Genomic DNA, 23,150 nt, shown 5'->3' with positions numbered 1-23,150 from the left:
GAAATAGGGCGGCTTAACATGAAATATTGGGGGTTTTCATGTCAACTCAGTCATCACTCGATTACGTAGCAGTTCTTTCTAAAGTTGCTCAGACACCTGACCGAGTCCTCTTGTTGGGCGATCTCGGATCAGGACAAGCCGTAGCAGCCTTTACCCTACACCGCGGCAGCGCTCGCAAAGATCAAGCCTTTGAAGTCATCCGCTGTACTGGACTCACTGAAGAACAGTTTGCTGCAGAGCTCTGCGGTGTTGCCGATCGCTCTGGCGACATTGTTCGTTTGGGTGCTCTGGCAAAATCTGACGGTGGTACCCTTTGTTTGATCGGCGTGGACGATCTTTCCCAGCAGTCTCAAGCTGTGTTGGTACGCGCGCTGGAAGAGTCGACTTATTACCCTGTCGGGGGGGCGCAGCCTGAATTTTTTGACACGCGTATTGTTACCGCACCAACACACAACTTGCGTGCCAAGATCGAGAGTGGGCAGTTTCGCATGGATCTGTACCACCTCCTTAACGAGCAGATTATTCACATTCCAAGTCTTAATGACCGTCGCTCTGAGATGGCTACACTAGTTAGCCATCTGCTCTCAGAACTCGGTGCTGCTGGTCGTATGCTGAGCAGTGATGCGATCGAGCTTCTCAAAGCGCACAAATTTACTGGAGGTTTCCGTGAACTGCGCAACATCCTGAAGCGCGCAACTAGCTGGTTTGATGATGCAGAAATTGATGCAAACATGCTGAGTTACGTCATGTTTGATGGCAAGGATGAGAGCGCTGCGCGCACTGTCTCATCCAATGACTTCCGTCGTGAGCGTGTCGTTAAAAGCATCGAACCGACTGCCAACGCTGAACCGATCTCGGCCAGGCCTGTACCACCGCCTGCTACTGGATCACTGAGCTTGAAAGAGCAGGAGCGTCAGTACTGGGAGGGCTTGATGCACCAGGTGCAGGGCAATAAGCAGAAAGCTGCTGACATCGCCGGCATTAGTCTTCGGACGCTCTACCGTCGATTGGAGTCTGCGGGGCTTTAATTCATAGGGGTTAGACCCCGTTTTTCGCTAAACCAATTTCTTAGAAGCCGAATTAAGCGGATATTGAAGGTAATAAGGCTCTATAAATAGTTTTAAAGGTAATTAGGGGGATTACAAGTACCTTAGCCGCACACACTAAGCTAGCAAGAACGATAATAAAACTGCAAATAAAAATTGGAAGAAAGACTTTCCCGAGACCTCATAACAAGATTACCAACGCGGTGCCCGCTATAACGACATTAATGCCCGCAATGTGCCGACTCCAGTAGATCACACCTTCCGTCCGCTTTAGGGAAATCTCTCCGGTTGCGAAAGAGCTGCTATGTGCGCCTTGCAGCTCTCAGAAAAATGGCAGCTAATGTCCGGAATTTGCGCAGTCGTTCCCAAATTTATCGAGATCACTTGTTCACGCGGTTCCAGGGGTTAAAGCACGTTCTTCAATTCCGAGCAGCTAAATGCCAATCCCGATACTTGAAGTCATTTGTTTCGCTTCGTTCGTTAGCTGGGCTAACGTCCGCTTCTGAGGATTTTTTCAGTAGCCTTTGGGTCGCTGTTTACACTTTGCAACTATTCGTTGTTTTAGGATAGGGTCTGGAATGTGCCGGTTTCAGCCTTTTATTTAATGAAAAAATTTACTACTGAATCAGTGTCTAGTCTTACCAAAGAAAGCATAGCGAGCAGCTAATTCGCTAGGTTAATTACTTCTGCTTGGTTTCTGAGTCATTCTGATAGTAGCTATCTTCATAGTACCTCCCCTTGATGGCTAGTACCTTTTCTAACCAGCGGTTGTAGTGTTTCCATATGAAGAAACCAGGTGTCATTACCACCATGATAGCGACCATTAAGCCTGCGCCTTTATGAGATTCTGGGAACTGTTCTGTAATCAGACTGAATAGTGATAGTCGCTCAGCGACTAGGTACCAACAGCCCAAGCCAATCAGGCCAACGGCTATTCCAATGTGGTGAAGTTTTTTACTGTCGAGCATGTTTTTCAGAACCCCAAAGATAAGCTGTGCTGAGAATAGAGGTTTCAAGGGCGATTTTAAATGTTAATCGCGAAATACTCCCTGAATTAGGTTCACTCAAGCGGTCAGAATTGTTAACTTATGCTTCAATTCATTATCCAGGAAATCGCCAGTCGATGTTCAATCCCTTTTCTCTTTTTGTTGGCTGGCGCTACACCCGAGCAAACCGCTCGAACTACTTCATATCCTTTATCAGTTTAGTTTCTACGCTCGGACTGATGCTCGGTGTGGCCGCATTGATTCTAGTACTGAGTGTCATGAACGGCTTTGATCGTGAGTTGAAAGAGCGGATACTTGGTATGGTTCCACAGGCTACTATCAATGGTTACAACGCTCCGTTAGATAAATGGCAACCACTACGTGAAACGCTTTTGACTGCGTCTGACGTCGAGGGGGTGGCACCCTTTGTTCAGGCACAAGGGATGCTGACCGCCTCCGGTCGTGTCCAGCCTGTATTGGTATCGGGTATTGATCCAAAACTGGAAGAGAGTGTTTCGATAGCCGCCGGTCAGATGACTCTTGGTGACCTGAACTCACTTGAAGCTGGGAAATATCAGATTGTTTTGGGGGAGCTTCTTGCTAAGTTTTTAGGCGTATCGGTCGGTGATAAGGTCAATCTGGTTTTGCCTGAAGCGTCAGTGAGTGTGGCCGGTGTTATTCCGCGTTTAAAACGCTTTACTGTGTCCGGTATTTTCTCAGTCGGTGCTGAGTTAGATGCCAATTTTGCTTTTGTTCACCTTCAGGATGCAGCCCGCTTGAAACGAATTAAGGGTGACGCCGTTGAAGGGCTTAGGATTAAATTCAATGACCTGTTCAGTGCGCCTACACGAGTCTATGAACTTGCCCGAGAGTTGAACCATCCAGTCTACACCTCTGACTGGACTCGAACTCATGGCAATCTATTTCAAGCGATTCAGCTAGAGAAACGAATGATCGGACTGCTTCTGTTTCTGATCGTCTTTGTTGCCGGCTTTAACATCGTCTCGACGCTGGTTATGGTCGTTACCGATAAGCGCTCCGACATCGCAATATTGCGCACTCTGGGCGCGAAGCCAGGGATGATATTGAGGATCTTTATGATTCAAGGATCCCTTATAGGGTTGCTAGGGACTCTGCTTGGAGCCATTTTAGGCATTATTTTAGCGCTGACTGTCTCTGATCTGGTGGCTTGGATAGAGTCGGTGTTAGGTATTCAATTCCTCTCTTCGGAGGTCTACTTCATCAGCTATCTACCCTCTGAGCTTCAATTAGGGGATGTCTCGCTGGTGATTGGTGTGACTCTTGCGATGAGCTTCCTAGCCACGCTCTATCCTGCTTGGCGCGCGGCTAAGGTTGAACCTGCGGAGGCGCTTCGATATGAGTAATGTCTTGGTTGCAAACCAGCTATGCCGCTCTTTTGATGAAGCGGAGCGTCAATTGATCATCATTAATGATCTGAACCTGTCTGTAGCTGCCGGTGAGCGTCTGGCCATCATCGGCTCCTCGGGTAGTGGTAAGAGTACGTTGCTCAACCTATTGGCGGGGCTGGATACACCAACCGCTGGTGAGGTGGTTATCGCAGGTGAATCGATTGGTCGGCTTTCCGAGCATCGCCGCGCTGAACTGCGTAACTCGCAACTCGGTTTTGTGTTTCAGTTTCACCACCTGCTGCCGGAGTTTTCTGCGTTAGAGAACATTGCCATACCTCAACTGTTGGCGGGGGTATCTGTTGATGCCGCTCAGAAGCGTGCAGCTTATCTTCTTGATCAGGTAGGTCTCTCATCACGTGCTCAACATAAACCCGCCAAGTTGAGTGGGGGAGAGCGCCAACGCGTCGCGATTGCCCGTGCTTTGGCAAACACACCCGCCTGTGTTTTGATGGATGAACCTACCGGTAATCTTGATCCTCATACCGCCGAAGATGTTGAGCAGCATCTACTGAGACTCAATCAGGAGCAGGGCGTGGCACAGATTGTCGTCACTCATGATCATGCGTTGGCAAAACGGATGGATCGTGTGCTTGAATTGAAAGAGGGGCGTTTAGTCGAGACTAGTGTTTGCTAGCACGAGCCTTTAGTAAACGTTTCTGCCAACGGCGTCGCACTTGCCAAATCCACAAGCGGTTGATGGCTATATAACTGATCCCAGACAATAGCAATCCACAGATAAGAGAGCCCGTCAGCAGGGGCCACCAGATCGTTGCGAGCTCTGAGTGGATGGTGTGTAACTCCCAACTGATGTTGACCGGCGGCGTTCCTAAAATCCAAGCCCCAATTTTATAGGTCGTATAAAAAATAGGTGGCATGGTGATAGGGTTGGTTAACCAAACTAGCCCGATCGAAATGGGTAGGTTTGAGCCAATCCAGAGTGCCAAGAAAGCGGCGACAAGCATCTGACCAGGAATGGGAAGAAAAGCACAGAAAATACCCACCAAGAACGCTTTAGCGGCGGACTTTCGAGTCAAATGGAATAGGTCTGGGTTGTGCAGATGTTCACCAAGCCATTTAAGATGCTTATGACTTTTTAAAGCATCCTGTTTCGGCATGTAACGCTTTAACAGCTTACGTGGCATCCCTGAACAACCTATGAAATTATTTGGAAGTCAGATTATGCCCTTCGATTATTAATAAACCAACCTGCTATTACTGAAACTTCTGCTAGATTGAATAAATAATTTGGCTTGGATCAAGGATGATCAGTTTTCTCTTAGCAGTGCTCGGGCACGCCTATCTACCCTCTATCAGTTGGGGATCCTATTTTCTTATTATCTTAACCCTGGGAACGGTTGGCCTGTGGTGGGGCTCTCCTACACTTAGATCTCATCTGCTGTTTGCTCTAATAGGTTTTGTGGTGGCCCAGTGGCACGCAGTCGATGGGCTCTCTAAAACCTTACCAAAAAGCGTTGAGCCAGAAGAGTTTGAGATTGAAGGGACAGTCATCAACTTACAGCCTCAGGCTTCAGGGGGCTTTCAATCGCTGCTTTTGGATATAGAGAGTGCACCTGTTCAATTGATGAAAATCGAGCGTGTGCGGCTTGGGCTATACGACTCTGAGGTGAGAATAGCGGCTGGCGATCACATCAAAGTGCTGGCTAAAGTGGGTCCGCTGAATGCCTACCAAAATGAGTTCAGTCCGGATCGACTCAAAAAAGAGTTTGCACAGGGGATTGGTGGGTCAGGGTATATCAAACAGCTGATACAATATGAGCAGAACAGTTCCATTCGGCAAGGGGTACATGATTGGCTAAATCATAATATGAGTCAGTCAACATCCGCTCTGATGTCCGCCCTTGTTTTGGGATACAGGGGGGATCTGGATGACAGTCAGTGGGAGCTTCTTAGGGTCAGTGGTACCGTCCATTTGGCGGTTGTTAGCGGATTACATCTAGGGGTGATGTGTCTAACAGGCCTTCTATTGGGTAGGTTGGTTGTGGTGTCGATCCAGTACTTGGGTGTTAGTCCTACCTCGATAATACAAACCCTCCCCGTTTTATGTGCTATCAGTTTAGCCTCTTTTTATCTCTGGTTTGGTGGCTTTGGTGTGCCGCTTCAGAGAGCTTGGATCATGGCGATCTGCTTGTTGCTGCCACAGTTGTTTGCACGGCGAATAGACTCCATGAAACGGCTCAAAATTGCACTTTTTTTGGTTCTGGTTTATGAGCCTCTATCGATTTTAGAGATTGGCTTTTGGCTCTCGTTCAGTCTGGTAGGGTTGTTGATTCAGTTCGCCAATTGGCGCAATGGCCACTCCATGCTGAGGCAGATCTTCTCAGTACAGCTTTTTTTAACTCTATCAATGTTGCCAATTCTGCTCTTTGGCTTAGGACAGTTTAACTTGGGCGGTGCACTGTCCAACCTTTGGGCGATCCCTTATGTCTCACTCTTTGTTGCACTGTTACCCCTAACGCTAGCGCTGGTTGGAATCTTTGAGCCGATCTTGGCGTTCTATGAAATTTGGGCTTCAGGGTTTTGGCATGGACTCTCTTTCCATTCGCTAGTTGGTTTGCATGCTCAGTGGCAAACTCCCGCGATATTTGGACTCTTCGTAAGTTTGCTTGCTCTGATTTTGCTGTTTCTACCTGGACGTCTCAAAGTGTTGAGTCTACTGCTTCTGCTGCCGTTACTCACTCCCAAACAGAATCGGCCCGATGCGAGTGAGTATGTCGTTCGTCTGCTGGATGTCGGTCAGGGGCTATCGATCTTGATTGAAACTCGAGAGGGAGTGACGGTCTATGATTTAGCGGCTAAAAGTCGAAGCGGTTGGATCGCAGCTCAAGCTACTCTGTTTCCAACTCTCAGGGCTCTAGGCTACAGAGAGTTAGATCTGATTGTTAGCCATTCAGACGTTGATCACAGTGGAGGCTTAGAGAGAACGTTAGAGCAGTTTTCAGTGAACCGATTCTATTCAGGCCAGCCCTTTTTAATGGGAGGCACTGCCTGTGCATCACAAAACTGGAAAAAGGGGGAGGTTAGTTTTCAGCTCTATGCCCTAAAGAACCAGCAATCCGATAATGATCAAAGTTGTGTTCTGTACATCGAAAATGGTCGTTGCTCAATATTGATTGCAGGAGATATGTCCAGCCGTGCAGAAATCGAGTTGCTCAATCAGCAGCGATTATCCCCTGTGACTTGGTTGGTCTTATCCCACCACGGTAGCCATAGCTCTTCCTCAGGTGTCTGGTTGGATCAACTTTTGCCGGAGGCTGCGATCGCATCGCGAGGCAAACACAATCGTTTTGGGCATCCTAATGAGTCAGTAAAACAGCGATTGGCCGATCGAGGCATCACCCTTTTGGATACAGCGGAGCAGGGTGAAATAGTATTAACAGCGACCCAAGATCAGTGTCTAAGTGACTCTTTTGCAAACTTATATCCCCGTTATTGGCGAACTCATTAATGCTGCGATACTATGGGATTTTTATAGGCCGTCTAGGCTGGTCAATCTGTCTTTTTGAGGTTTTTCGTTGTTAGAGTTAATTTCCGCTGGTGGTTGGTTGATGCTACCGATTTTAGCCTGTTCAATTCTTGCACTTGCTATCACGGTTGAGCGTTTGATGGCCTTAAGGGCTGATAGGATTTTACCACCGGGTCTGCTAGCCGATGTCTGGGGGCTCTATAAAGGTGGGCAGCTAACTAATGATCGTCTCAAAGAGATCAGAGAGGCGAGTGCATTAGGATCACTGATTGTCGCTGGATTGAGTAACGCAGGCTCCGGTCGCGATGTGATGAAAGAGTCCATTACCGATGCGGCCAGTGACGCCATTCATCAGATGGAGAGATTTTTAAACAGTCTAGGAACTGTTGCGGTCATTACCCCTCTGTTGGGTCTGTTAGGGACTGTGATCGGCATGATTAAAGTCTTCTCCCAGATCATGATTTCCGGCACGGGTAACGCTAACCTTTTGGCCGGAGGTATCTCCGAGGCCCTGATCACAACAGCAGCCGGTTTGACAGTTGCCATCCCTGCGTTGGTAGCGCACCGCTTCTTGCAACGTCGTGTATCGACGCTGGTGTTGGCAATGGAGCAGGAGTCGGTCAAGTTGGTCGATATTATCCATGGTGATCGCAAAGTGGATCTTAAATAGGGCGCTCTGTGAATTTTCCAAGACCTCAATCGGAAGAGATATCCATCAACCTAACCCCATTGATTGATGTGGTCTTCCTGCTGCTGATCTTTTTTATGGTGTCGACCACCTTTACTAAAGAGACCCAGCTTAAAGTGGACCTCCCTCAAGCAACGACAGACCAGATGGCTCAGGTCGATATGCTTGAGATCATCATCAAGGCCGATGGTAGCTTCGCAATCAACGATAAAGCATTGGTCAATGCGCAGCCTAAAACTCTTAGGGCGGCAGTGATAAAAGAGAGTGGTGGTGATCTTACAACCCCTCTAAAGATTTCCGCCGATGCATCGACTCCTCACCAAGCGGTCATTACCGCCATGGATGTAGCAGCAAACTTAGGGTTTTCTCAATTGAGTCTTACGACCAGAGAGATCGACTAAGTTGATTGAGAATGCTTGGTATCAGAAAGCAGGCTGGCTAGTTCTACTGCGTCCCTTATCACTGCTCTATCGTTTCATCTCTAAACGCCGCCGTGTGCGTCTGACCGAGCAGGCGGTCACAATGGATGTGCCGGTTGTCGTGGTCGGTAATATCAGTGTCGGTGGTACCGGTAAAACTCCCCTCTTAATCTATTTGGTAACCCTAGCAAAATCCTTGGGGTTCAACCCCGGTGTGGTCAGTCGTGGATACGGTGGTCAGGCAACAAGTTATCCTATGCAAGTGTCTGACCAGACCTCGCCAGAGTTGGTGGGGGATGAGCCGCAGATGATCTTCGAGAAGACAGGCGTGCCTGTCGTCGTTGATCCGAATCGAGTCTCTGCATGCCAGCATCTTCTTGACCAACACTCGGTCGATATCATCTTCAGTGATGATGGTCTGCAGCATTATCTAATGGGACGCCAGTTCGAAATTGCGGTGATCGACTCTGTGCGAGGGTTAGGTAACCAACAGTTGATGCCGGAAGGGCCTTTAAGAGAAGAGCTGTCGCGCTTAAATGAAGTTGATCTGGTTGTGTTGAATGGTGAAGGCCCTTTTAGCTATCCAGGTGCGCTTACCTATCGTCTAAGCCCTACTGCGTTTAGACATCTAGCATCGGGTGAACAAAAATCGCTTCAGATCGATCAATTTGGTAGCAAAACAGTCTATGCATTAGCGGGTATCGGTAACCCTTCACGGTTTTTTGATACCCTAATGGGGCTGGGCTTAGAGCTTAAAACCATCCCTTTAAGGGATCACGCACCGATTACTCAAGAGCTGCTCGATCAATACCGCTCATTGCCATTGGTGATGACCGATAAAGATGCAGTAAAATGTCACTCTATCGCCCCAGATAATTGTTGGGCGCTTTCAGTAGAGGCGGAATTTGCACCCAAAGAGGCGGAGCACTTGGCCCAATTACTGAAACGTGTTGTTAACCCTAACGGAGAATAAAATGGATCCTAAACTTCTCGATATCCTTGTTTGCCCTGTCAGCAAAGCCCCTTTGGAGTGGGATAAGGAGAGTGATGAGTTAGTCTGTCGCACCAGTGGTTTAGCTTATCCTATCCGTGATGGCATTCCGGTGATGCTTGAGAGCGAAGCTCGCACTCTAAGCAGCGAAGAGCGTCTTCCGGAGTAGCCTTAATGAGTTTCACTGTCGTTATTCCGGCGCGCTATGCATCTACCCGTTTTCCAGGTAAGCCTTTGGTTGAGCTGGCCGGTAAAACGATGGTGCAACACGTCTATGAACGGTCACTGGAGAGTGGTGCTAGCCGTGTCATCGTCGCAACCGATGACCCAAGAATTGAGTCGGTAGCCAAAGGCTTTGGTGCTGAGGTCTGTATGACCTCGGCGGATCACCCTTCAGGCACCGATAGACTTCAAGAGGTCGTTAATAAAATTGGTTTGGCGGATCATGAAATTGTCGTCAATGTTCAGGGTGATGAGCCTCTAATTCCAGCAAAGTTGATCGATCAAGTTGCGGATAACCTTGCGGCACATCAAGATGCAGGCATCTCAACATTAGCAGAACCTATCGAGACGAAAACCGACCTTTTGAATCCTAATGTGGTCAAAGTTGTGACGGACATTCGCGGCATGGCGCTCTATTTTTCGCGAGCTCCGATCGCTTGGCCGCGAGATAGGATGGCCAATGATGAGCTACCTGAAACTCTGCCTTCTCTATTTGCTTGGCGCCGTCATATTGGTATCTACGCCTACCGTGTAGGATTTCTTAATGCTTATGTTCAATGGTCACCTGCACCCATTGAAAAGACAGAATCCCTTGAGCAATTGCGTGCTCTATTCAATGGTGTTTCGATTCATGTAGCCAACGCCGTCGAGGCTCCACCAGCGGGCGTTGATACTCCTGAGGACCTTGAAAGACTTAAACGGATAATGGAAGGCCAGTAGGTTATTTGACTTAGTAAGGGTGGTGTTTGCAATGATTAGAGTGTTGTTTGTCTGTTTAGGTAATATTTGCCGCTCCCCATCAGCTGACGCTATTTTTCGTAAAAATTTGGATGATCACCCTTGGTTAGCCAATCGAGTTGAAGTCGATTCAGCGGGAACCGCTGCATGGCATGTGGGCAACCCGCCAGACCCACGCTCTGTCAAAGTGGGGGCTGAGCGTGGATACGATTTAACGCCTTTGCGTGCAAGGCAAGCGACACCTGCTGACTTTGAACGCTTTGACTACATCCTGGCAATGGATGAGACCAATCTGGATAACTTGCAGGCCATTGCGCCGAATCACTACTCTGGCCACCTGAGCCTGTTTCTCGATTTTGCAGGGAAGAGTGGGGCAGAAGTACCAGACCCCTATTATGGTGAGGGTGACTCAGGTTTTCATGAGGTGGTTGATCTGATTGAAGCGGCATCCGATGGCTTAATCAAGCAGTTAGAGGTGAGACTCGCCTAATGCTCACCATACACTCCTGGCATGATTTAACGGCGTTCAACACTTTGGCGATGCCGGCTAAAGCTCAATTTTTTGCTGAGTTATCTGACTTAAATGACCTTCCTGAACTTCTAGATTTTATTGCTCAGCAGGATCTTCCCACTCTGTGGATAGGCGGTGGCAGTAACCTGGTGTTGGCAGATAAAGTGCCGGGTTGCGTTGTTCATATTGCAACGAAAGGCATTGAGATACTATCAGACTCAGAAGAGTCGGTTTTAATTAAAGTGGCCGCTGGAGAGAGCTGGCATAGCCTAGTGACTCACTGTCTGGAAAATGAGTGGTATGGTCTAGAGAATCTTGCACTGATTCCTGGTTCGGTCGGTGCATCTCCTGTGCAAAACATCGGAGCCTATGGTGTTGAAGTAGCGGATCTGATCGATCAGGTAGAGGTGTTTGATACGCTATCCAACACCTTTGACGTCATGCAGAAAGCGGATTGTCAGTTCGCCTACCGTGACTCGCTGTTCAAGCGAAACCCTGGCCGTTTCATTATCACTTCAGTGCGATTCAATCTCTCAAAACAATTTGAAGCTAAATGTTCCTATGCGGCACTTCAGGGTTGGTTAGATGCCCAAGGGATTAAAGAGCTGAGCGCTCAAGCGATTTTTGACGCAGTGGTCGCTGTGCGCCAATCTAAACTGCCGAATCCTGAAGTGCTCCCTAATGCGGGTAGTTTCTTTAAGAATCCTGTTGTCTCAAACGACTGCTTTGAGGGTTTACGGCAAATCTATCCAGAGATTCCCAACTACCCAGATGCTTCTGGAGTAAAGCTTGCTGCGGGTTGGTTAATCGATCAGTGCGGTTGGAAAGGTCTCTATCGTGAACGAGTGGGTGTTCATAAAGATCAGGCACTCGTGATCGTGAATCATGCGGGTGGGTCGCGTCAGGATATTGATGAGCTAGCCGATGATATTAAACAGAGCGTGTTTAATCGGTTCTCGGTTCGCCTAGAGCAAGAGCCGATCGCCTATCCCTAGCCTGAGCAGAAATTAAAACCAAAAAAAAGCAGCCCATTGGCTGCTTTTCTATTGGAAGTGCGCTGTTATTCAGCCGCTTCTGCTTGACGACGCTTCAATCGAGGATCGTTTGCAGCGCGACGGCGGCGACGAGGTTTTGCTTCCTCTTCGCTCGCTTCTGCTTCAGCAGGTGCTTCTTCAACAGTCTCTTCAGTAGCAGTAGGTTCTTCAGTTGCTTCTGCTGCAGGCTCTTCATTGGCTGAAGGTTCTTCATTAGCTGAAGGCTCTTCATCAGCTGAAGGTTCTTCATTCGCTGAAGGCTCTTCATTCGCTGAGGGCTCTACAGCAGGAGTCAGATCCAACTCAACCTGTGTCTCAGTGACTGTTTCAGCCGTAGCTTCAACTTCAGTTACTGTGTTTTCAGTTGACTCTTCTACAACGACTTCCGGCTCTTGTTCAACAACCGGTGTATTTTCTGCAGACTCTTCAGCAGTAGCTTCGGTAGTCACTTCAGTAGCTTGGCTCTCTGTTTCAGTAGCCGCGGCTTGCTCTGCTGTTGCTTCTGACACTTCGTTAGCTGCTGGCGCTTCAGTAGTGGTCGCTGTTTCAGATGCTTTTGGAGCTTCAGTTGAGGCTTCCGCAGCAACTTCTTCTGAAACGGCTTCTAGCGGTGCATTGAGCAACTCCTCTGGGATAGGGTTGCTACGCTCAGCACTGCGCTCTTCATTGGCGCGACGACGACGGCCACGGTTTTTACTGCGTGGTGGCAGTTCCGTTTCGCTGTTGTTGCTAGAGTTGAACTCTTCATTGCCGTTTTCTGAACGACGATCACGACCACCGCGACGGCGACGGCGTGAACGGCCAGAGCGCTGATCGTCATTCGATGAACTTTTTTCGTTATCACCGATGGTCGGCAGGTTGTTCTCCGTCTCAACCGTAATGACTTCGTCCGAATCACGACGCTCACGACGATCGTTACGGCGATTGTTACCACGGCGACGATCGTTCCGATTGTTGTTGCGTCGACGATTGTTGCGGTTGCCATCGCGGTCAGAACCTTTATTGTCATCACGGCGAGTGCTCTTTTTATCGTCCTCCTTGGCAGAGTCGGATAGACCAAACAGACCTTTAATCGCTGCAATGATACGCTCGCCCAATGACTTGTTAGCGACAGGCTTGCGACTAGTCTGCTGACGTTTCTGTTGGCGAGCTGGCTCCGCTTTTGGTTCAGAGCTTTGGCTCTTAGGTGCTGGTGGCGCAGATGAGTTAAGAACCCCCTGCACAGCCGCTTGCTCACGCGGAACGACCGGTAGTGGTTTGTCGGTAGGATCTTCGACTGGCTGTTCTGGTTGCAGCGTGTAGCTCGCATCATTCACCGTAGTGATGGTGTGATCATCGCGCAAACGAACCACTTCGTAGTGTGGTGTTTCCATATTTGGATTAGGGACCACAACGATTCGCACATTTTGACGCAATTCAACAGCGTGCACTTGATGACGCTTCTCGTTAAGTAGGAAGGTCGCTACGCTGACTGGAAGAATCGCGCGAATTTGAGAGGTGCGATCTTTAGACGCTTCCTCTTCAAGAATACGCAGAATAGAGAGTGCCAGTGACTCAATATCACGAATATAGCCTTGACCATTACAGCGAGGGCAGACGTGACCACGACTCTCTGCCAGCGATGGGCGCAGGCGTTGACGTGACATCTCTAGAAGACCAAAGCGTGAGATGCGACCCATCTGAACACGTGCGCGGTCTAGCTTGAGTGCATCGTTAAGGCGTTTTTCAACTTCGCGCTGGTTTTTGATTGGCGTCATATCGATGAAGTCTATAACCACTAGACCACCCATGTCGCGAAGACGGAGCTGGCGAGCAATCTCATCAGCCGCTTCAAGGTTGGTGTTCAGAGCAGTCTCTTCAATATCGCCGCCCTTTGTCGCGCGAGCGGAGTTGATATCGATTGAAACCAGAGCTTCTGTCGGGTCGATAACAATCGAACCGCCAGAAGGGAGTTTTACTTCACGCTCAAATGCTGATTCGATCTGTGTCTCGATCTGGAATCGGTTGAACAGTGGTACAGACTCTTTGTAAAGCTTGATACGATTTTCGTAAGTTGGCATTACCTGACGAACGAACAGCTGTGCTTGTTCAAACACTTTCGGCTCGTCGATCAGCACTTCGCCTATGTCATCGCGTAGATAGTCGCGAATGGCACGAATAACGACGTTGCTCTCTTGATAGATCAAGAATGGAGCTGGGCGATCATCAACTTCAGTAATCGCAGTCCAAACCGTAGCAAGGTAGTTAAGATCCCACTGCAGCTCTTCAGTCGAACGACCAATGCCGGCGGTGCGAACGATGACGCCCATGCCTTTAGGAATGTCCAGGCCGTTCATAGCCGCTTTAAGTTCAGAGCGTTCATCACCTTCAATGCGGCGCGAAATACCACCTGCACGAGGGTTGTTAGGCATTAGAACCATGTAACGACCGGCAAGGCTAATAAAGGTTGTCAGAGCGGCACCTTTATTGCCGCGCTCCTCTTTATCCACCTGGACGATGACTTCGGTACCCTCTTTGACAAGATCTTTGATGCTTGGACGCTGGCCGCGTTCAGGCGATGAAACAAAGTACTCTTTAGCGATCTCTTTTAGGGGTAGGAAACCGTGACGTTCGGCACCGTAATCGACAAATGCAGCTTCAAGGCTGGCTTCTACACGGCTGATACGGCCTTTGTAGATGTTTGCCTTCTTCTGCACGCGGGAGTTGGATTCAATATCCAAATCGAACATGCGCTGTCCATCGACAAGCGCAACACGCAACTCTTCTTGTTGAGTCGCGTTGATTAACATGCGTTTCATTTTGACGTTCTCTTAACGCAACGCATCTTTGACGGGCAACAAACCTGTGTCCTGGCTTTATAGAAGCAATAGCTAATCTCCAGTACGCTCTGCACCGGATAATTAGGTTATCTTCAGCGATGGAGGAAACATCAACCAATATCGTTATCGATTCTAGCTGTGGCTGCTGCTCTGCCCAATTTACTCAACGTGGAGTGGGAGGCTGCAGGTTCCTGGTTGATGTGCGTCTCCATCCTTCAGCCGAGGGCTGTTGTTCAGCACTCGTGAAAAATACGTCGCTATTTATAAATTTCTTCAGCCATTACATGGCTATTCAAGCTGGGTAACTACCGCCACATTGTGAGTGAATCACTGTTCGCTCTAGTGGGGTGTGAATAAAAATGAAGCCTTCTTCATCCAGCAGCGGTAGAATATAGCAACTTACTGGTTTTTCAGCAATTTATTTTACCCACACATCATGCCTTCAAATCCCCCTAAGTCCGGCTTTTTGAATAAAGTTCAGTTTGTTGATATCGATGCCGATCAAGCGGGTCAACGTATCGACAACTTCTTGCGAACCTTTCTTAAAGGGGCGCCAAAAACGCTGATCTACAGGCTGTTGCGCAAGGGTGAGATTCGAGTTAACAAAAAACGCACCAAACCTGATTATAAGCTTCAAGCGATGGATCAAATACGCATCGCTCCGATTCGCCTTCCAGAAAAAGGGGAGAGTGCCCCTGTCAGTGATCAGTTACTCGAATTGCTAGAACGTTCAGTGGTCTATGAGACTGACTCTCTGCTGATCATCAATAAACCCTCGGGCATAGCGGTGCATGGTGGTAGCGGCGTCTCTTTAGGGCTGATTGAGGCGGTTAGAAAATTGCGCCCAGATGCGCGTTTTTTAGAGCTGATTCACCGAATCGATCGTGACACCTCGGGTTGCATCATGATTGCTAAAAAACGCTCGATGTTGCGTTACATGCACGATGCGTTTAGGGAGCGTCGCGTGCATAAGATCTATCAGGCACTGGTTGTGGGTCGTTGGGATGCTAAGCACAAACAGATCAATGCACCCCTGCTGCGAGATGAGCACCGATCAGGTGAACGAACCGTTCGTGTCTCCCTTGAGGGTAAACCATCGGTTACAAATTTTTCAGTGCTGCGTCGATTTGGTGATGTTGCAACGCTGGTGGAAGCTCGACCTAAAACCGGTCGTACTCACCAGATTAGAGTGCACACCCAATATACGGGTCATCCGATTGTGGGTGATGTTAAGTACACGTCAGATGAGAACAACGCTGAATTTAAAAAGCTGGGTTTTAAACGATTGATGCTTCATGCCGCCGGCCTCAGGTTCACTCTGCCTGATGGCGAAGAATTAGAAGTGCGTGCTCCATTAGATGATAGTTTGTTAAGATTGTTGGACAATTTATAGTTCGTTGCAGTTGAACGATAAGGTAAAGATGAGCGAGTTGGATCTTAAAGTAGTTGAGTTAGCAGAAGAATTGTTGGCCGAAGGTCAATTGCCGACGGATGTTGTAATTTCTGAACGACTGGGTCTCTCCAGGGACGAGGCTAATGCGGCATTAAGTCATTGGGCGCAGAGCTTGAGTTATGCTCGTCTGCCAGAGGTGCGTGCCAGTGCAAAGTTACACAACTCGGTACCTGACTCACTGAACAAAGGCATTGAGCAGATTTGGGATCTTGCGCTGCAAGAGGCGATGGCCGAGCTGCGAGTCGAGTTGCAGAGTGAACGAGCGGGTGATGAAGAGGATCGCAAGGCGACCCGCGACATGGTTCGTGATGCGGAGGCGCTTTATCGTGATTTGGAAGTAAAGTACCGCGCACAAACTCAGCAGATGGATAAGAGTGAACAGGCTCTTCGAGCGATTGAAGCTGAAATGGGTGTGCTTAAAGCGAACATTGCCAGTGAGATCAATCAGCGTAAAAAGGCTGAACAGGTTCGTACTAACCTAGAGACCGAATTGAGCCAACTTCGTAAAATGCACGAAGATGCCAAAAAAACCTTTGATGCACGTATCAAAGCGGAGCAGCAGCAAGCGTTGGAGAACGTTACCCGTGCTGAGGTTGAAGCTCGTCACTATCGTAATGCGCTTGAAAAGCTTCGTGATGAGGGCACTCGAACAGAGTCAGAGCTGACGCGTTCAGTTCATGAAAACCAGGCTCAGATAGCGAAGAAAGATGCACGTCTTGAGATGCAAGAGAAGACCATCAGCGATCTGGAGCGTGATCTGAACGAACTAAAAGAGAACATGACATCGGCCAGTCGTGATATCTCGAATATCAACTCTAAGCTGCTGCGTGAAACTAACGCCAACCGCCGTTTGGAAGCACAGATCAAAGAGCGCGATGATCAGGTTCGTGTACTTAATCAGAAGTTGACGGTCGCAGCAACGGAAGCTGCAAAGCGCGAAAGCGTGCTTCGTCAGCAGCTCAAAGAGAAAGATGAATCGCTGACGCGCGCTACCGCTCGAGTGAACTCACTGGAGAAGCGTATTACTCAGCAGGAAGATCAGATTCGCCGACTCAATGCTCGCCTTTAGTCGTGTATAAGGATATAGCCTTTTGCTTTAGCTTATTCTCTAGTGTTATATTTGGCTTATTAATAGATATCAACGCCGACTAAGGGCGATTGGCTAATAATTGGCTAATAATTGGCTATAAATTGGAGCAATAGATGAAACTTCAGCAGCTGCGTTACATTTGGGAAGTCTCTAAACACGACCTCAATGTCTCTGCTACGGCACAAAGCCTATACACATCGCAACCAGGTATCTCTAAGCAGATCCGTCTACTAGAAGATGAACTGGGTGTTGAAGTGTTCGCTCGTAGTGGTAAGCACCTGACGCGCGTTACACCTGCTGGTAAAGCGATTCTTGAGATCTCAGGAGAGATTCTCCAGAAAGTGGACTCTATTCGCCAGATTGCTCAAGAGTTCAGCGATGAGCGTAAAGGCAGCCTATCGGTAGCCACCACTCACACACAGGCACGTTACGCTCTGCCTCCTGTGATTAATGAATTCATCAAAATGTATCCTGAAGTTGCGCTTCATATGCACCAGGGTACACCTACTCAAATTTCTGAGATGGCCGCCGATGGTACTGTCGATTTCGCGATTGCGACGGAAGCGATGGGCAGCTACTCAGATCTAATTATGATGCCTTGCTACAGCTGGAACCGTTCAGTGGTCGTACCTAAAGATCACCCGCTTGCGCAAGGTGGCGAGTTAACTCTAGAGAAGTTAGCTTCTTATCCAATTGTTACCTATACCTTTGGTTTCACCGGTCGTGGCAAGTTGGATGAAGCGTTTAAAGAGCAGGGTCTCGATCCTAAAGTGGTTTTCACTGCGGTGGATTCGGACGTTATCAAAACCTACGTTCGCCTAGGGTTAGGTGTAGGGATCATCGCCAGCATGGCGGTTGATCAGCAGCTAGATCAGGATCTGGTTGCTATCGATGCATCCCATCTGTTTGAACCCTCTATTACTCGAATCGGTTTCCGTCGCGGTACCTTCCTACGCGGTTACATGTTCGACTTCATTCAGAAGTTTGCTCCACACATTACTCACGACGTTCTTGAAAAAGTTCAAGCCTGTAGCGGTCGTGCTGAAGTGGATGAGTTGTTCCAAGATATTCAGATCCCTTCGATGTAGGGCCAAAGGTCTAATGACCGTCTAATATCGTCGTCTTTCGTTTGAAAGGCGGCGACTAAATCGCTAGAGTAGCCCCTTAATTTTTAAAGGAGAGCCTAGCGTGGAACTAGCATGTCTTGATCTTGAAGGGGTCCTAATCCCTGAAATCTGGATCGCATTTGCCGAAGAGACTGGTATCGAGGAGTTAAAGGCAACGACTCGTGATATCCCTGATTACGATGTGTTGATGAAGCAGCGTCTCCGTATTCTTGATGAGCACGGTTTAACCCTTCCTCAGATCCAAGAGACCATTGCTAAACTGAGCCCACTTCCAGGCGCTAAAGAGTTCACGGATTGGTTGCGTGAGCGTTTCCAGTTGGTGATTCTTTCCGATACCTTCTATGAATTTGCGGCACCGTTGATGGCTCAATTGGGTTACCCAACGCTGCTTTGTCACCGACTTGAGACAGACGAAAACGGTCGTATTACCGACTACACACTTCGTCAGCGCGACCCTAAGCGTCAATCAGTGCGTGCTTTCCAACTGCTTAATTACCGTGTTATCGCTGCAGGTGACTCTTACAACGACACGACTATGTTGGCTCAAGCTGAGCAGGGCATTCTTTTCCATGCTCCGCAGAACGTCATCGAAGAGTTCCCGCAATTCCCAGCGGTACACACCTACGAAGACCTTAAGAAAGAGTTTCTAGCGGCAAGTAACCGCAATCTTTCACTATAAACCTGTCCTATTAGGGGTGGCATTAGCTGCCCCTACTTATCCTGAGTAGTGCTTACCATGAGTCGACTATCAGACAGTCAATGTCATTCAGACACTCTAGCCCATGCAGGTTATCAGCACGCTTATCGCATCTATCGTCCCCCAGAATCTGAGGGTGGTCGCCGACTGCTGTTAATTCACGGCGCTGGTGTGGCGGGTCGATATACTTGGGAAGCGATGCAGCACTTTCTAGAAGGCTGGGGTGAAATCCTTGTGCCTGATTTACGAGGTGCTGGGGATACTGTCAGTAATGATGGAGTAGAGCACCCCTTCAGTGTCAATGATCTGGTGTCGGATATGACTCACCTGGTGGATCATTTAGGCTGGCATGAGTTCGATCTGGCAGGCTACTCCCTTGGGGGCTTGGTATCACTGTTGTTAAAACAGAACCTTAGACAACGGGTGCGCAAACAGTTCCTGCTTGAGAGTGCGTTGCTTGATCGTCATGATTGGGCAGAGACTGTCTCCATTCGTCAATCCTTCTCTGTCGCCGCTAAGAGCCTACGTGATTCAGAGAGTGATGAAGGGATTCGGACCTTTCTAGATACCATTTCGCCCAATCGTAAGGTGAGCGAAGCGGTTGAAAGAATGACGTTGCAGCGTTTGGGGGAGCGCCGACTGGGTTTTGCTAACGCTCTAGACGCCGTTACCAATGCGGCCCTGTTCATCGATCGGGAGAGGCTGCTAGCAGCTCAAGGGGATGTCAGCAGTTTTATCGGTGGGTTGAGTGTCGAGCCGATGCATCAACTGCATCAGCACCTGTCAGACAGTATGCGTAATTGGCACTACCATTTTGTGGCAGGGACAGATCACTCCCTACCTTATCAAAAGCCTCGTCAGATCGCCCGTATCATGAATGATGAGTTAAAGCGCTATTTAAAAGGCTACTGAATTGCTAAAAATCCATTGATTAGCATCTGAACAGCGATCGAGATCAATATCATACCCATCAGACGTTCTATCGCTTTCAAGCCACGTTTGCCGAGTATTCTATAGAGTGATTGTCCTGCGATTAAAATAATAGCGGTCGCCACCCAGCTGATCAGAAGGGCGATTAACCAGTCTATACTGCGACTCGGTTCGCTCTCTGCTAAAAGTACCAGAGTGGCCAGTATTGAAGGGCCTGCGATCATTGGCGTAGCCAAGGGGACCACTAGCGGTTCGCTATCATCCTCATCATCGCCCATAACGCCACCACGGGATGGGAAGATCATTCGGATTGCAATAATCAGTAGTACTAAACCGCCAGAGATAGAGACCGCCTCTTTAGAGAGCGATAACAGTTTTAACAGTGCCGAGCCGCTGTATAAGAAGATCAGCATTAGGATTAAGGCGATCACTAACTCCCTGAGTAGTACCTTGATACGTCTGGCGGGGTCGACCTTTTTAAGAATGGATAACACCACAGGGATATTGCCCAACGGATCCATGATTAAGAAGAGCATCAATGCTGCAGCGTAGGTATCCATATTTCACTCCTGCTTATATCCGACTGATCAGTCGAGATAACAAAATTGTCGACAATGTTAGCCTTTTGGTTGATTGTCAGCCTATATAAAGCGGGTTATTCTACATTGCACAATCAGATTGTCGACAATATTTATGACCATTGAACCGCTTTACGCTTCAGAATCACAACAGAGTAGCACGCTTGCAGACCGAGTGTGTCATGAAATTATTACTGCGATTGTGAAGGGTGAAATTCCAGCGGGCGCTAAAATTTCTGAACCAGAACTGGCTAAAACCTACGGTATTTCGCGAGGCCCACTTCGTGAAGCGATACGTCGTTTAGAGGGGCTGCGTCTGGTTGAGCGAAAGCCTCATATTGGCGCGCGTGTTGTTCAGTTAAGTGTCAAAGAGCTGTTGGAAATCTATCGCGTTCGTGAAGCGCTAGAGGGTATGGCGTGCCGTTTAGCCGCGACCGTTATGCCGCAAGAGGAGATCAACCAGCTTCGTGCTCTGCTAGATCAGCATCAGTCAGGTATCGAAGAGCAAGAGGGACAGGCCTACTTTCAGAAAGAGGGCGATCTCGATTTTCACTACCGAATTGTGATGGCGTCTGGTAACTCAAAACTTCAAGAGTTATTAGCGGCCGATCTATACCACTTGGTGCGAATGTATCGTTTCCAATTCAGTCTTTCCAGTTCTCGTCCCACCATGGCTTTACGTGAGCACCATCAAATATTGGATGCCATTGAAGCGCGTGATGAAGAGCTGGCCGAACTTTTAATGCGTCGTCACATCAGTGCATCAAGACGCAATATCGAATCTAAATTAAATCAACCCTAAGGAGAGATAGAGATGACTCAGTCGATGTCCCCAGGCGCTAAGTTCCGTAAGGCACTAGCCGATAACAAGCCACTTCAAGTTGTGGGTACTTTCAACGCATACAACGCAATGATGGCAACACGTGTTGGTCACCAAGCGATCTATCTCTCTGGTGGTGGTATTGCAAACGCCTCTTACGGCCTACCTGATCTAGGTATGACCTCATTGAACGATGTGATGGAAGATGTACGTCGTGTAACAGCAGCCTGTGATACGCCTCTGATGGTTGATATCGATACAGGTTGGGGTGGTGCATTCAACATCGCACGTACGGTTAAAGAGATGATTCGTGGTGGCGCAGCGGCGTGTCACCTTGAAGACCAGGTTGCTCAGAAGCGTTGTGGTCACCGTCCAAACAAAGAGATCGTCTCTCTAGAAGAGATGGTTGATCGTGTTAAAGCGGCCGTTGATGCTAAAACAGACGATGACTTCTTTATCATTGCCCGTACCGATGCATTCCAGATGGAAGGTCTTAACGCAGCCGTTGAACGTGCACAAGCCTGTTTAGAAGCGGGTGCTGACGGTATCTTCGCTGAAGCGGTTCATACGCTTGAAGACTATAAAGCCTTCTCTCAGGGTATTAACGGTGGACACCTACTTGCGAACATCACTGAATTTGGTGCGACACCTCTATTCAATAAAGAGGAGTTGGCAGAGAACGGTTGTACGATGGTTCTTTACCCACTGTCTGGTTTCCGTGCAGCAAACAAAGCCTCTTTGAACGTTTACGAAGCGCTACTGCGTGATGGCGATCAGAAAGCCGTTGTGGATACGATGCAGACTCGCATGGATCTTTACGATTTCTTGAACTACCACGACTTTGAACAGAAGCTAGATGCTCTGTTCCAAGAAGGTAAAAACAAGTAACTAATCCCTAACTCTCGGATCTGTTGTTCTGTCGCAGGTCCATGTCATTCAAGGAGAAAGAGATGGCTGAAGCAAAAAAATTAAGTGGTGCAGGTCTGCGTGGTCAATCTGCGGGTGAAACGGCACTCTGTACGGTTGGTAAATCGGGCGCTGGTCTTACTTACCGCGGCTACGATATTAAAGAGTTGGCTGACAATGCGCAGTTTGAGGAGGTTGCCTACCTTCTTCTATACGGCAAACTGCCTAACCAAGCGGAACTGGATGCTTATAAAGCACGTCTGAAAGGCATGCGCGCACTTCCAGCAGCGCTTAAAACGGTTCTAGAGAACATCCCTAAAAATGCTCATCCAATGGATGTGATGCGTACCGGTGTCTCTATGTTGGGTAACCTTGAGACAGAGATGGACTTTAGCGAACAGCACGATCACATCGATCGCATGCTGGCGGTATTCCCTGGCATCATCAACTACTGGTACAACTTTGCTCACAAAGGCATCCGAGTTGAGACAGAGACAGACGCAGACTCTATTGCAGAGCAGTTCCTATGGACGCTTCACAATAAAAAACCAGAGCCGCTGCACGTCGATGTTATGCACGCCTCTTTGATCCTTTACGCAGAGCATGAGTTCAATGCCTCAACCTTTACGGCTCGTGTCTGTGCGTCAACGCTGTCTGACATTCACAGCTGTGTGACCGGTGCCATCGGTTCACTGCGTGGTCCTTTGCATGGCGGCGCTAACGAAGCGGCGATGGCGATGATCGAAAACTGGAAATCTGCTGACGAAGCAGAGGAAGCGATCATGGGTATGTTGGCTCGTAAAGATAAGATCATGGGCTTTGGTCACGCGATCTACCGCGAGTCAGATCCACGTAACGCGATCATCAAAGAGTGGTCTGAAAAACTCTCTAAACAGGTAGGTGATACGCACCTTTACGCTGTCTCTGAGCGTGTTGAAGCGGTCATGTGGCGTGAGAAGAAACTCTTCTGTAACGCGGACTTCTTCCACGCATCGGCTTACCACTTCATGGGTATCCCTACTGAACTGTTCACGCCGATCTTTGTCTGTTCGCGCGTAGCGGGTTGGACTGCTCACGTCATCGAACAGCGTGCAAACAACCGTATTATCCGTCCTTCTGCAGACTACACTGGCCCTGAGTCGGCTGAGTGGGTTGCGATTGAAGACCGTGCCTAATTAAGA

The 23,150-nt window shown here is 48.6% G+C and carries 23 protein-coding genes; 19 read left to right on the top strand and 4 right to left on the bottom strand.

Features of this window, described 5'->3' with window-relative positions; translation table 11 throughout:
* Nucleotides 1-38: 38 nt before the first annotated feature.
* Complete coding sequence (locus XMA127_RS05465) at nt 39-1,028, top strand: sigma-54 dependent transcriptional regulator (protein ID WP_173498988.1); 990 nt, start codon at nt 39-41, stop codon at nt 1,026-1,028.
* Between the two features lie 698 nt (nt 1,029-1,726).
* Here the strand turns inward: XMA127_RS05465 and XMA127_RS05460 are convergent.
* Entirely contained in the window at nt 1,727-2,014 is a 288-nt protein-coding gene (locus XMA127_RS05460) for a hypothetical protein (RefSeq protein WP_173481482.1), read from the bottom strand.
* 155 nt (nt 2,015-2,169) lie between these two features.
* Between XMA127_RS05460 and XMA127_RS05455 the strand changes: the two genes are divergently transcribed.
* Complete coding sequence (locus tag XMA127_RS05455) at nt 2,170-3,417, top strand: lipoprotein-releasing ABC transporter permease subunit (protein WP_173481642.1); 1,248 nt, start codon at nt 2,170-2,172, stop codon at nt 3,415-3,417.
* On the top strand, nt 3,410-4,096 hold the full coding sequence (locus XMA127_RS05450; RefSeq protein WP_173481641.1) for an ABC transporter ATP-binding protein: 687 nt from the start codon (nt 3,410-3,412) through the stop codon (nt 4,094-4,096). Before XMA127_RS05455 ends, XMA127_RS05450 begins: the two co-directional genes overlap by 8 nt.
* Here the strand turns inward: XMA127_RS05450 and XMA127_RS05445 are convergent.
* Complete coding sequence (locus XMA127_RS05445) at nt 4,083-4,604, bottom strand: DUF2062 domain-containing protein (protein ID WP_173481640.1); 522 nt, start codon at nt 4,602-4,604, stop codon at nt 4,083-4,085. The genes XMA127_RS05450 and XMA127_RS05445 overlap by 14 nt on opposite strands.
* A gap of 119 nt (nt 4,605-4,723) precedes the next feature.
* On the opposite strand from XMA127_RS05445, the gene XMA127_RS05440 reads away from it, so the two are divergent.
* The 8 genes from XMA127_RS05440 to murB all read left to right on the top strand — a co-directional run bounded on the left by XMA127_RS05440 (nt 4,724) and on the right by murB (nt 11,510).
* Nucleotides 4,724-6,928 (top strand): DNA internalization-related competence protein ComEC/Rec2, encoded by a 2,205-nt coding sequence (locus XMA127_RS05440; RefSeq protein ID WP_254449926.1) that lies wholly within the window; start codon nt 4,724-4,726, stop codon nt 6,926-6,928.
* A 67-nt stretch (nt 6,929-6,995) separates the two neighbouring features.
* The gene (locus XMA127_RS05435) at nt 6,996-7,616 is read left to right on the top strand and encodes a MotA/TolQ/ExbB proton channel family protein (RefSeq protein ID WP_173498986.1); all 621 of its coding nucleotides are present in this window, start codon (nt 6,996-6,998) and stop codon (nt 7,614-7,616) included.
* Nucleotides 7,617-7,624: 8 nt separating this feature from the next.
* A complete protein-coding gene (locus tag XMA127_RS05430; protein WP_173498985.1) occupies nt 7,625-8,035 on the top strand; it encodes a biopolymer transporter ExbD in 411 nt (136 codons plus the stop codon).
* 1 nt (nt 8,036) lies between these two features.
* Nucleotides 8,037-9,026 (top strand): tetraacyldisaccharide 4'-kinase, encoded by a 990-nt coding sequence (gene lpxK / locus XMA127_RS05425; protein ID WP_173481636.1) that lies wholly within the window; start codon nt 8,037-8,039, stop codon nt 9,024-9,026.
* A 1-nt stretch (nt 9,027) separates the two neighbouring features.
* Nucleotides 9,028-9,213, top strand: a complete 186-nt coding sequence (locus XMA127_RS05420; RefSeq protein ID WP_173481635.1) for a Trm112 family protein — start codon at nt 9,028-9,030, stop codon at nt 9,211-9,213.
* 5 nt (nt 9,214-9,218) lie between these two features.
* Nucleotides 9,219-9,986, top strand: a complete 768-nt coding sequence (gene kdsB / locus XMA127_RS05415) for a 3-deoxy-manno-octulosonate cytidylyltransferase (protein ID WP_173481634.1) — start codon at nt 9,219-9,221, stop codon at nt 9,984-9,986.
* Nucleotides 9,987-10,017: 31 nt separating this feature from the next.
* Nucleotides 10,018-10,494, top strand: coding sequence for a low molecular weight protein-tyrosine-phosphatase (locus XMA127_RS05410; protein ID WP_173498984.1), 477 nt, complete (start codon nt 10,018-10,020; stop codon nt 10,492-10,494).
* On the top strand, nt 10,494-11,510 hold the full coding sequence (murB, locus tag XMA127_RS05405) for a UDP-N-acetylmuramate dehydrogenase (protein WP_173498983.1): 1,017 nt from the start codon (nt 10,494-10,496) through the stop codon (nt 11,508-11,510). Before XMA127_RS05410 ends, murB begins: the two co-directional genes overlap by 1 nt.
* A 65-nt stretch (nt 11,511-11,575) precedes the next feature.
* Here the strand turns inward: murB and rne are convergent, their stop codons facing one another.
* Nucleotides 11,576-14,347, bottom strand: coding sequence for a ribonuclease E (gene rne / locus XMA127_RS05400; protein WP_173498982.1), 2,772 nt, complete (start codon nt 14,345-14,347; stop codon nt 11,576-11,578).
* 487 nt (nt 14,348-14,834) lie between these two features.
* Here rne and rluC point away from each other — a divergent pair, with 487 nt between their 5' ends.
* The 5 genes from rluC (at nt 14,835) to XMA127_RS05375 (ending at nt 19,647) form a co-directional block, all read left to right on the top strand.
* Nucleotides 14,835-15,761, top strand: a complete 927-nt coding sequence (gene rluC / locus XMA127_RS05395; protein ID WP_254443612.1) for a 23S rRNA pseudouridine(955/2504/2580) synthase RluC — start codon at nt 14,835-14,837, stop codon at nt 15,759-15,761.
* A gap of 28 nt (nt 15,762-15,789) precedes the next feature.
* Nucleotides 15,790-16,890 carry a DNA-binding protein gene (locus tag XMA127_RS05390; protein WP_173498981.1) on the top strand — a complete coding sequence of 367 codons (1,101 nt, stop codon included), beginning with the start codon at nt 15,790-15,792 and terminating at the stop codon, nt 16,888-16,890.
* 134 nt (nt 16,891-17,024) lie between these two features.
* The gene (cysB, locus tag XMA127_RS05385) at nt 17,025-17,999 is read left to right on the top strand and encodes an HTH-type transcriptional regulator CysB (protein WP_173481628.1); all 975 of its coding nucleotides are present in this window, start codon (nt 17,025-17,027) and stop codon (nt 17,997-17,999) included.
* Between the two features lie 100 nt (nt 18,000-18,099).
* The gene (gene thrH / locus XMA127_RS05380) at nt 18,100-18,717 is read left to right on the top strand and encodes a bifunctional phosphoserine phosphatase/homoserine phosphotransferase ThrH (RefSeq protein WP_173481627.1); all 618 of its coding nucleotides are present in this window, start codon (nt 18,100-18,102) and stop codon (nt 18,715-18,717) included.
* A gap of 57 nt (nt 18,718-18,774) precedes the next feature.
* Nucleotides 18,775-19,647 (top strand): alpha/beta fold hydrolase, encoded by an 873-nt coding sequence (locus XMA127_RS05375; RefSeq protein ID WP_173498980.1) that lies wholly within the window; start codon nt 18,775-18,777, stop codon nt 19,645-19,647.
* On the opposite strand, the gene XMA127_RS05370 is transcribed toward XMA127_RS05375, so the two are convergent.
* Nucleotides 19,641-20,225: a MarC family protein gene (locus XMA127_RS05370; RefSeq protein WP_173483207.1), complete on the bottom strand. Its 585-nt coding sequence runs from the start codon at nt 20,223-20,225 to the stop codon at nt 19,641-19,643. The genes XMA127_RS05375 and XMA127_RS05370 overlap by 7 nt on opposite strands.
* A gap of 133 nt (nt 20,226-20,358) precedes the next feature.
* On the opposite strand from XMA127_RS05370, the gene XMA127_RS05365 reads away from it, so the two are divergent.
* From XMA127_RS05365 to prpC, 3 genes are all read left to right on the top strand, one after another.
* Nucleotides 20,359-21,045, top strand: a complete 687-nt coding sequence (locus XMA127_RS05365; protein WP_173481624.1) for a GntR family transcriptional regulator — start codon at nt 20,359-20,361, stop codon at nt 21,043-21,045.
* 12 nt (nt 21,046-21,057) lie between these two features.
* Complete coding sequence (gene prpB, locus XMA127_RS05360; RefSeq protein WP_173481623.1) at nt 21,058-21,951, top strand: methylisocitrate lyase; 894 nt, start codon at nt 21,058-21,060, stop codon at nt 21,949-21,951.
* Nucleotides 21,952-22,013: 62 nt separating this feature from the next.
* Nucleotides 22,014-23,144 carry a 2-methylcitrate synthase gene (gene prpC, locus XMA127_RS05355; protein ID WP_173481622.1) on the top strand — a complete coding sequence of 377 codons (1,131 nt, stop codon included), beginning with the start codon at nt 22,014-22,016 and terminating at the stop codon, nt 23,142-23,144.
* Nucleotides 23,145-23,150 lie beyond the last annotated feature (6 nt).

Origin of the sequence: Marinobacterium sp. xm-a-127, from assembly GCF_013283425.1 — a bacterium.
Classification (GTDB): Bacteria; Pseudomonadota; Gammaproteobacteria; order Pseudomonadales; family Balneatricaceae; genus Marinobacterium_E.
This window is presented reverse-complemented; position numbering and strand designations above follow the sequence as displayed.

Excerpts from the sequence above, each read along its gene's own strand:
- XMA127_RS05465 (WP_173498988.1), top strand. The coding sequence starts at position 39 with ATGTCAACTCAGTCATCACTCGATTACGTAGCAGTTCTTTCTAAAGTT.
- XMA127_RS05460 (WP_173481482.1), bottom strand. The coding sequence starts at position 2,014 with ATGCTCGACAGTAAAAAACTTCACCACATTGGAATAGCCGTTGGCCTG.
- XMA127_RS05455 (WP_173481642.1), top strand. The coding sequence starts at position 2,170 with ATGTTCAATCCCTTTTCTCTTTTTGTTGGCTGGCGCTACACCCGAGCA.
- XMA127_RS05450 (WP_173481641.1), top strand. The coding sequence starts at position 3,410 with ATGAGTAATGTCTTGGTTGCAAACCAGCTATGCCGCTCTTTTGATGAA.
- XMA127_RS05445 (WP_173481640.1), bottom strand. The coding sequence starts at position 4,604 with ATGCCACGTAAGCTGTTAAAGCGTTACATGCCGAAACAGGATGCTTTA.
- XMA127_RS05440 (WP_254449926.1), top strand. The coding sequence starts at position 4,724 with ATGATCAGTTTTCTCTTAGCAGTGCTCGGGCACGCCTATCTACCCTCT.
- XMA127_RS05420 (WP_173481635.1), top strand. The coding sequence starts at position 9,028 with ATGGATCCTAAACTTCTCGATATCCTTGTTTGCCCTGTCAGCAAAGCC.
- kdsB (WP_173481634.1), top strand. The coding sequence starts at position 9,219 with ATGAGTTTCACTGTCGTTATTCCGGCGCGCTATGCATCTACCCGTTTT.
- XMA127_RS05410 (WP_173498984.1), top strand. The coding sequence starts at position 10,018 with ATGATTAGAGTGTTGTTTGTCTGTTTAGGTAATATTTGCCGCTCCCCA.
- murB (WP_173498983.1), top strand. The coding sequence starts at position 10,494 with ATGCTCACCATACACTCCTGGCATGATTTAACGGCGTTCAACACTTTG.
- rne (WP_173498982.1), bottom strand. The coding sequence starts at position 14,347 with ATGAAACGCATGTTAATCAACGCGACTCAACAAGAAGAGTTGCGTGTT.
- XMA127_RS05390 (WP_173498981.1), top strand. The coding sequence starts at position 15,790 with ATGAGCGAGTTGGATCTTAAAGTAGTTGAGTTAGCAGAAGAATTGTTG.
- cysB (WP_173481628.1), top strand. The coding sequence starts at position 17,025 with ATGAAACTTCAGCAGCTGCGTTACATTTGGGAAGTCTCTAAACACGAC.
- XMA127_RS05375 (WP_173498980.1), top strand. The coding sequence starts at position 18,775 with ATGAGTCGACTATCAGACAGTCAATGTCATTCAGACACTCTAGCCCAT.
- XMA127_RS05370 (WP_173483207.1), bottom strand. The coding sequence starts at position 20,225 with ATGGATACCTACGCTGCAGCATTGATGCTCTTCTTAATCATGGATCCG.
- XMA127_RS05365 (WP_173481624.1), top strand. The coding sequence starts at position 20,359 with ATGACCATTGAACCGCTTTACGCTTCAGAATCACAACAGAGTAGCACG.
- prpB (WP_173481623.1), top strand. The coding sequence starts at position 21,058 with ATGACTCAGTCGATGTCCCCAGGCGCTAAGTTCCGTAAGGCACTAGCC.
- prpC (WP_173481622.1), top strand. The coding sequence starts at position 22,014 with ATGGCTGAAGCAAAAAAATTAAGTGGTGCAGGTCTGCGTGGTCAATCT.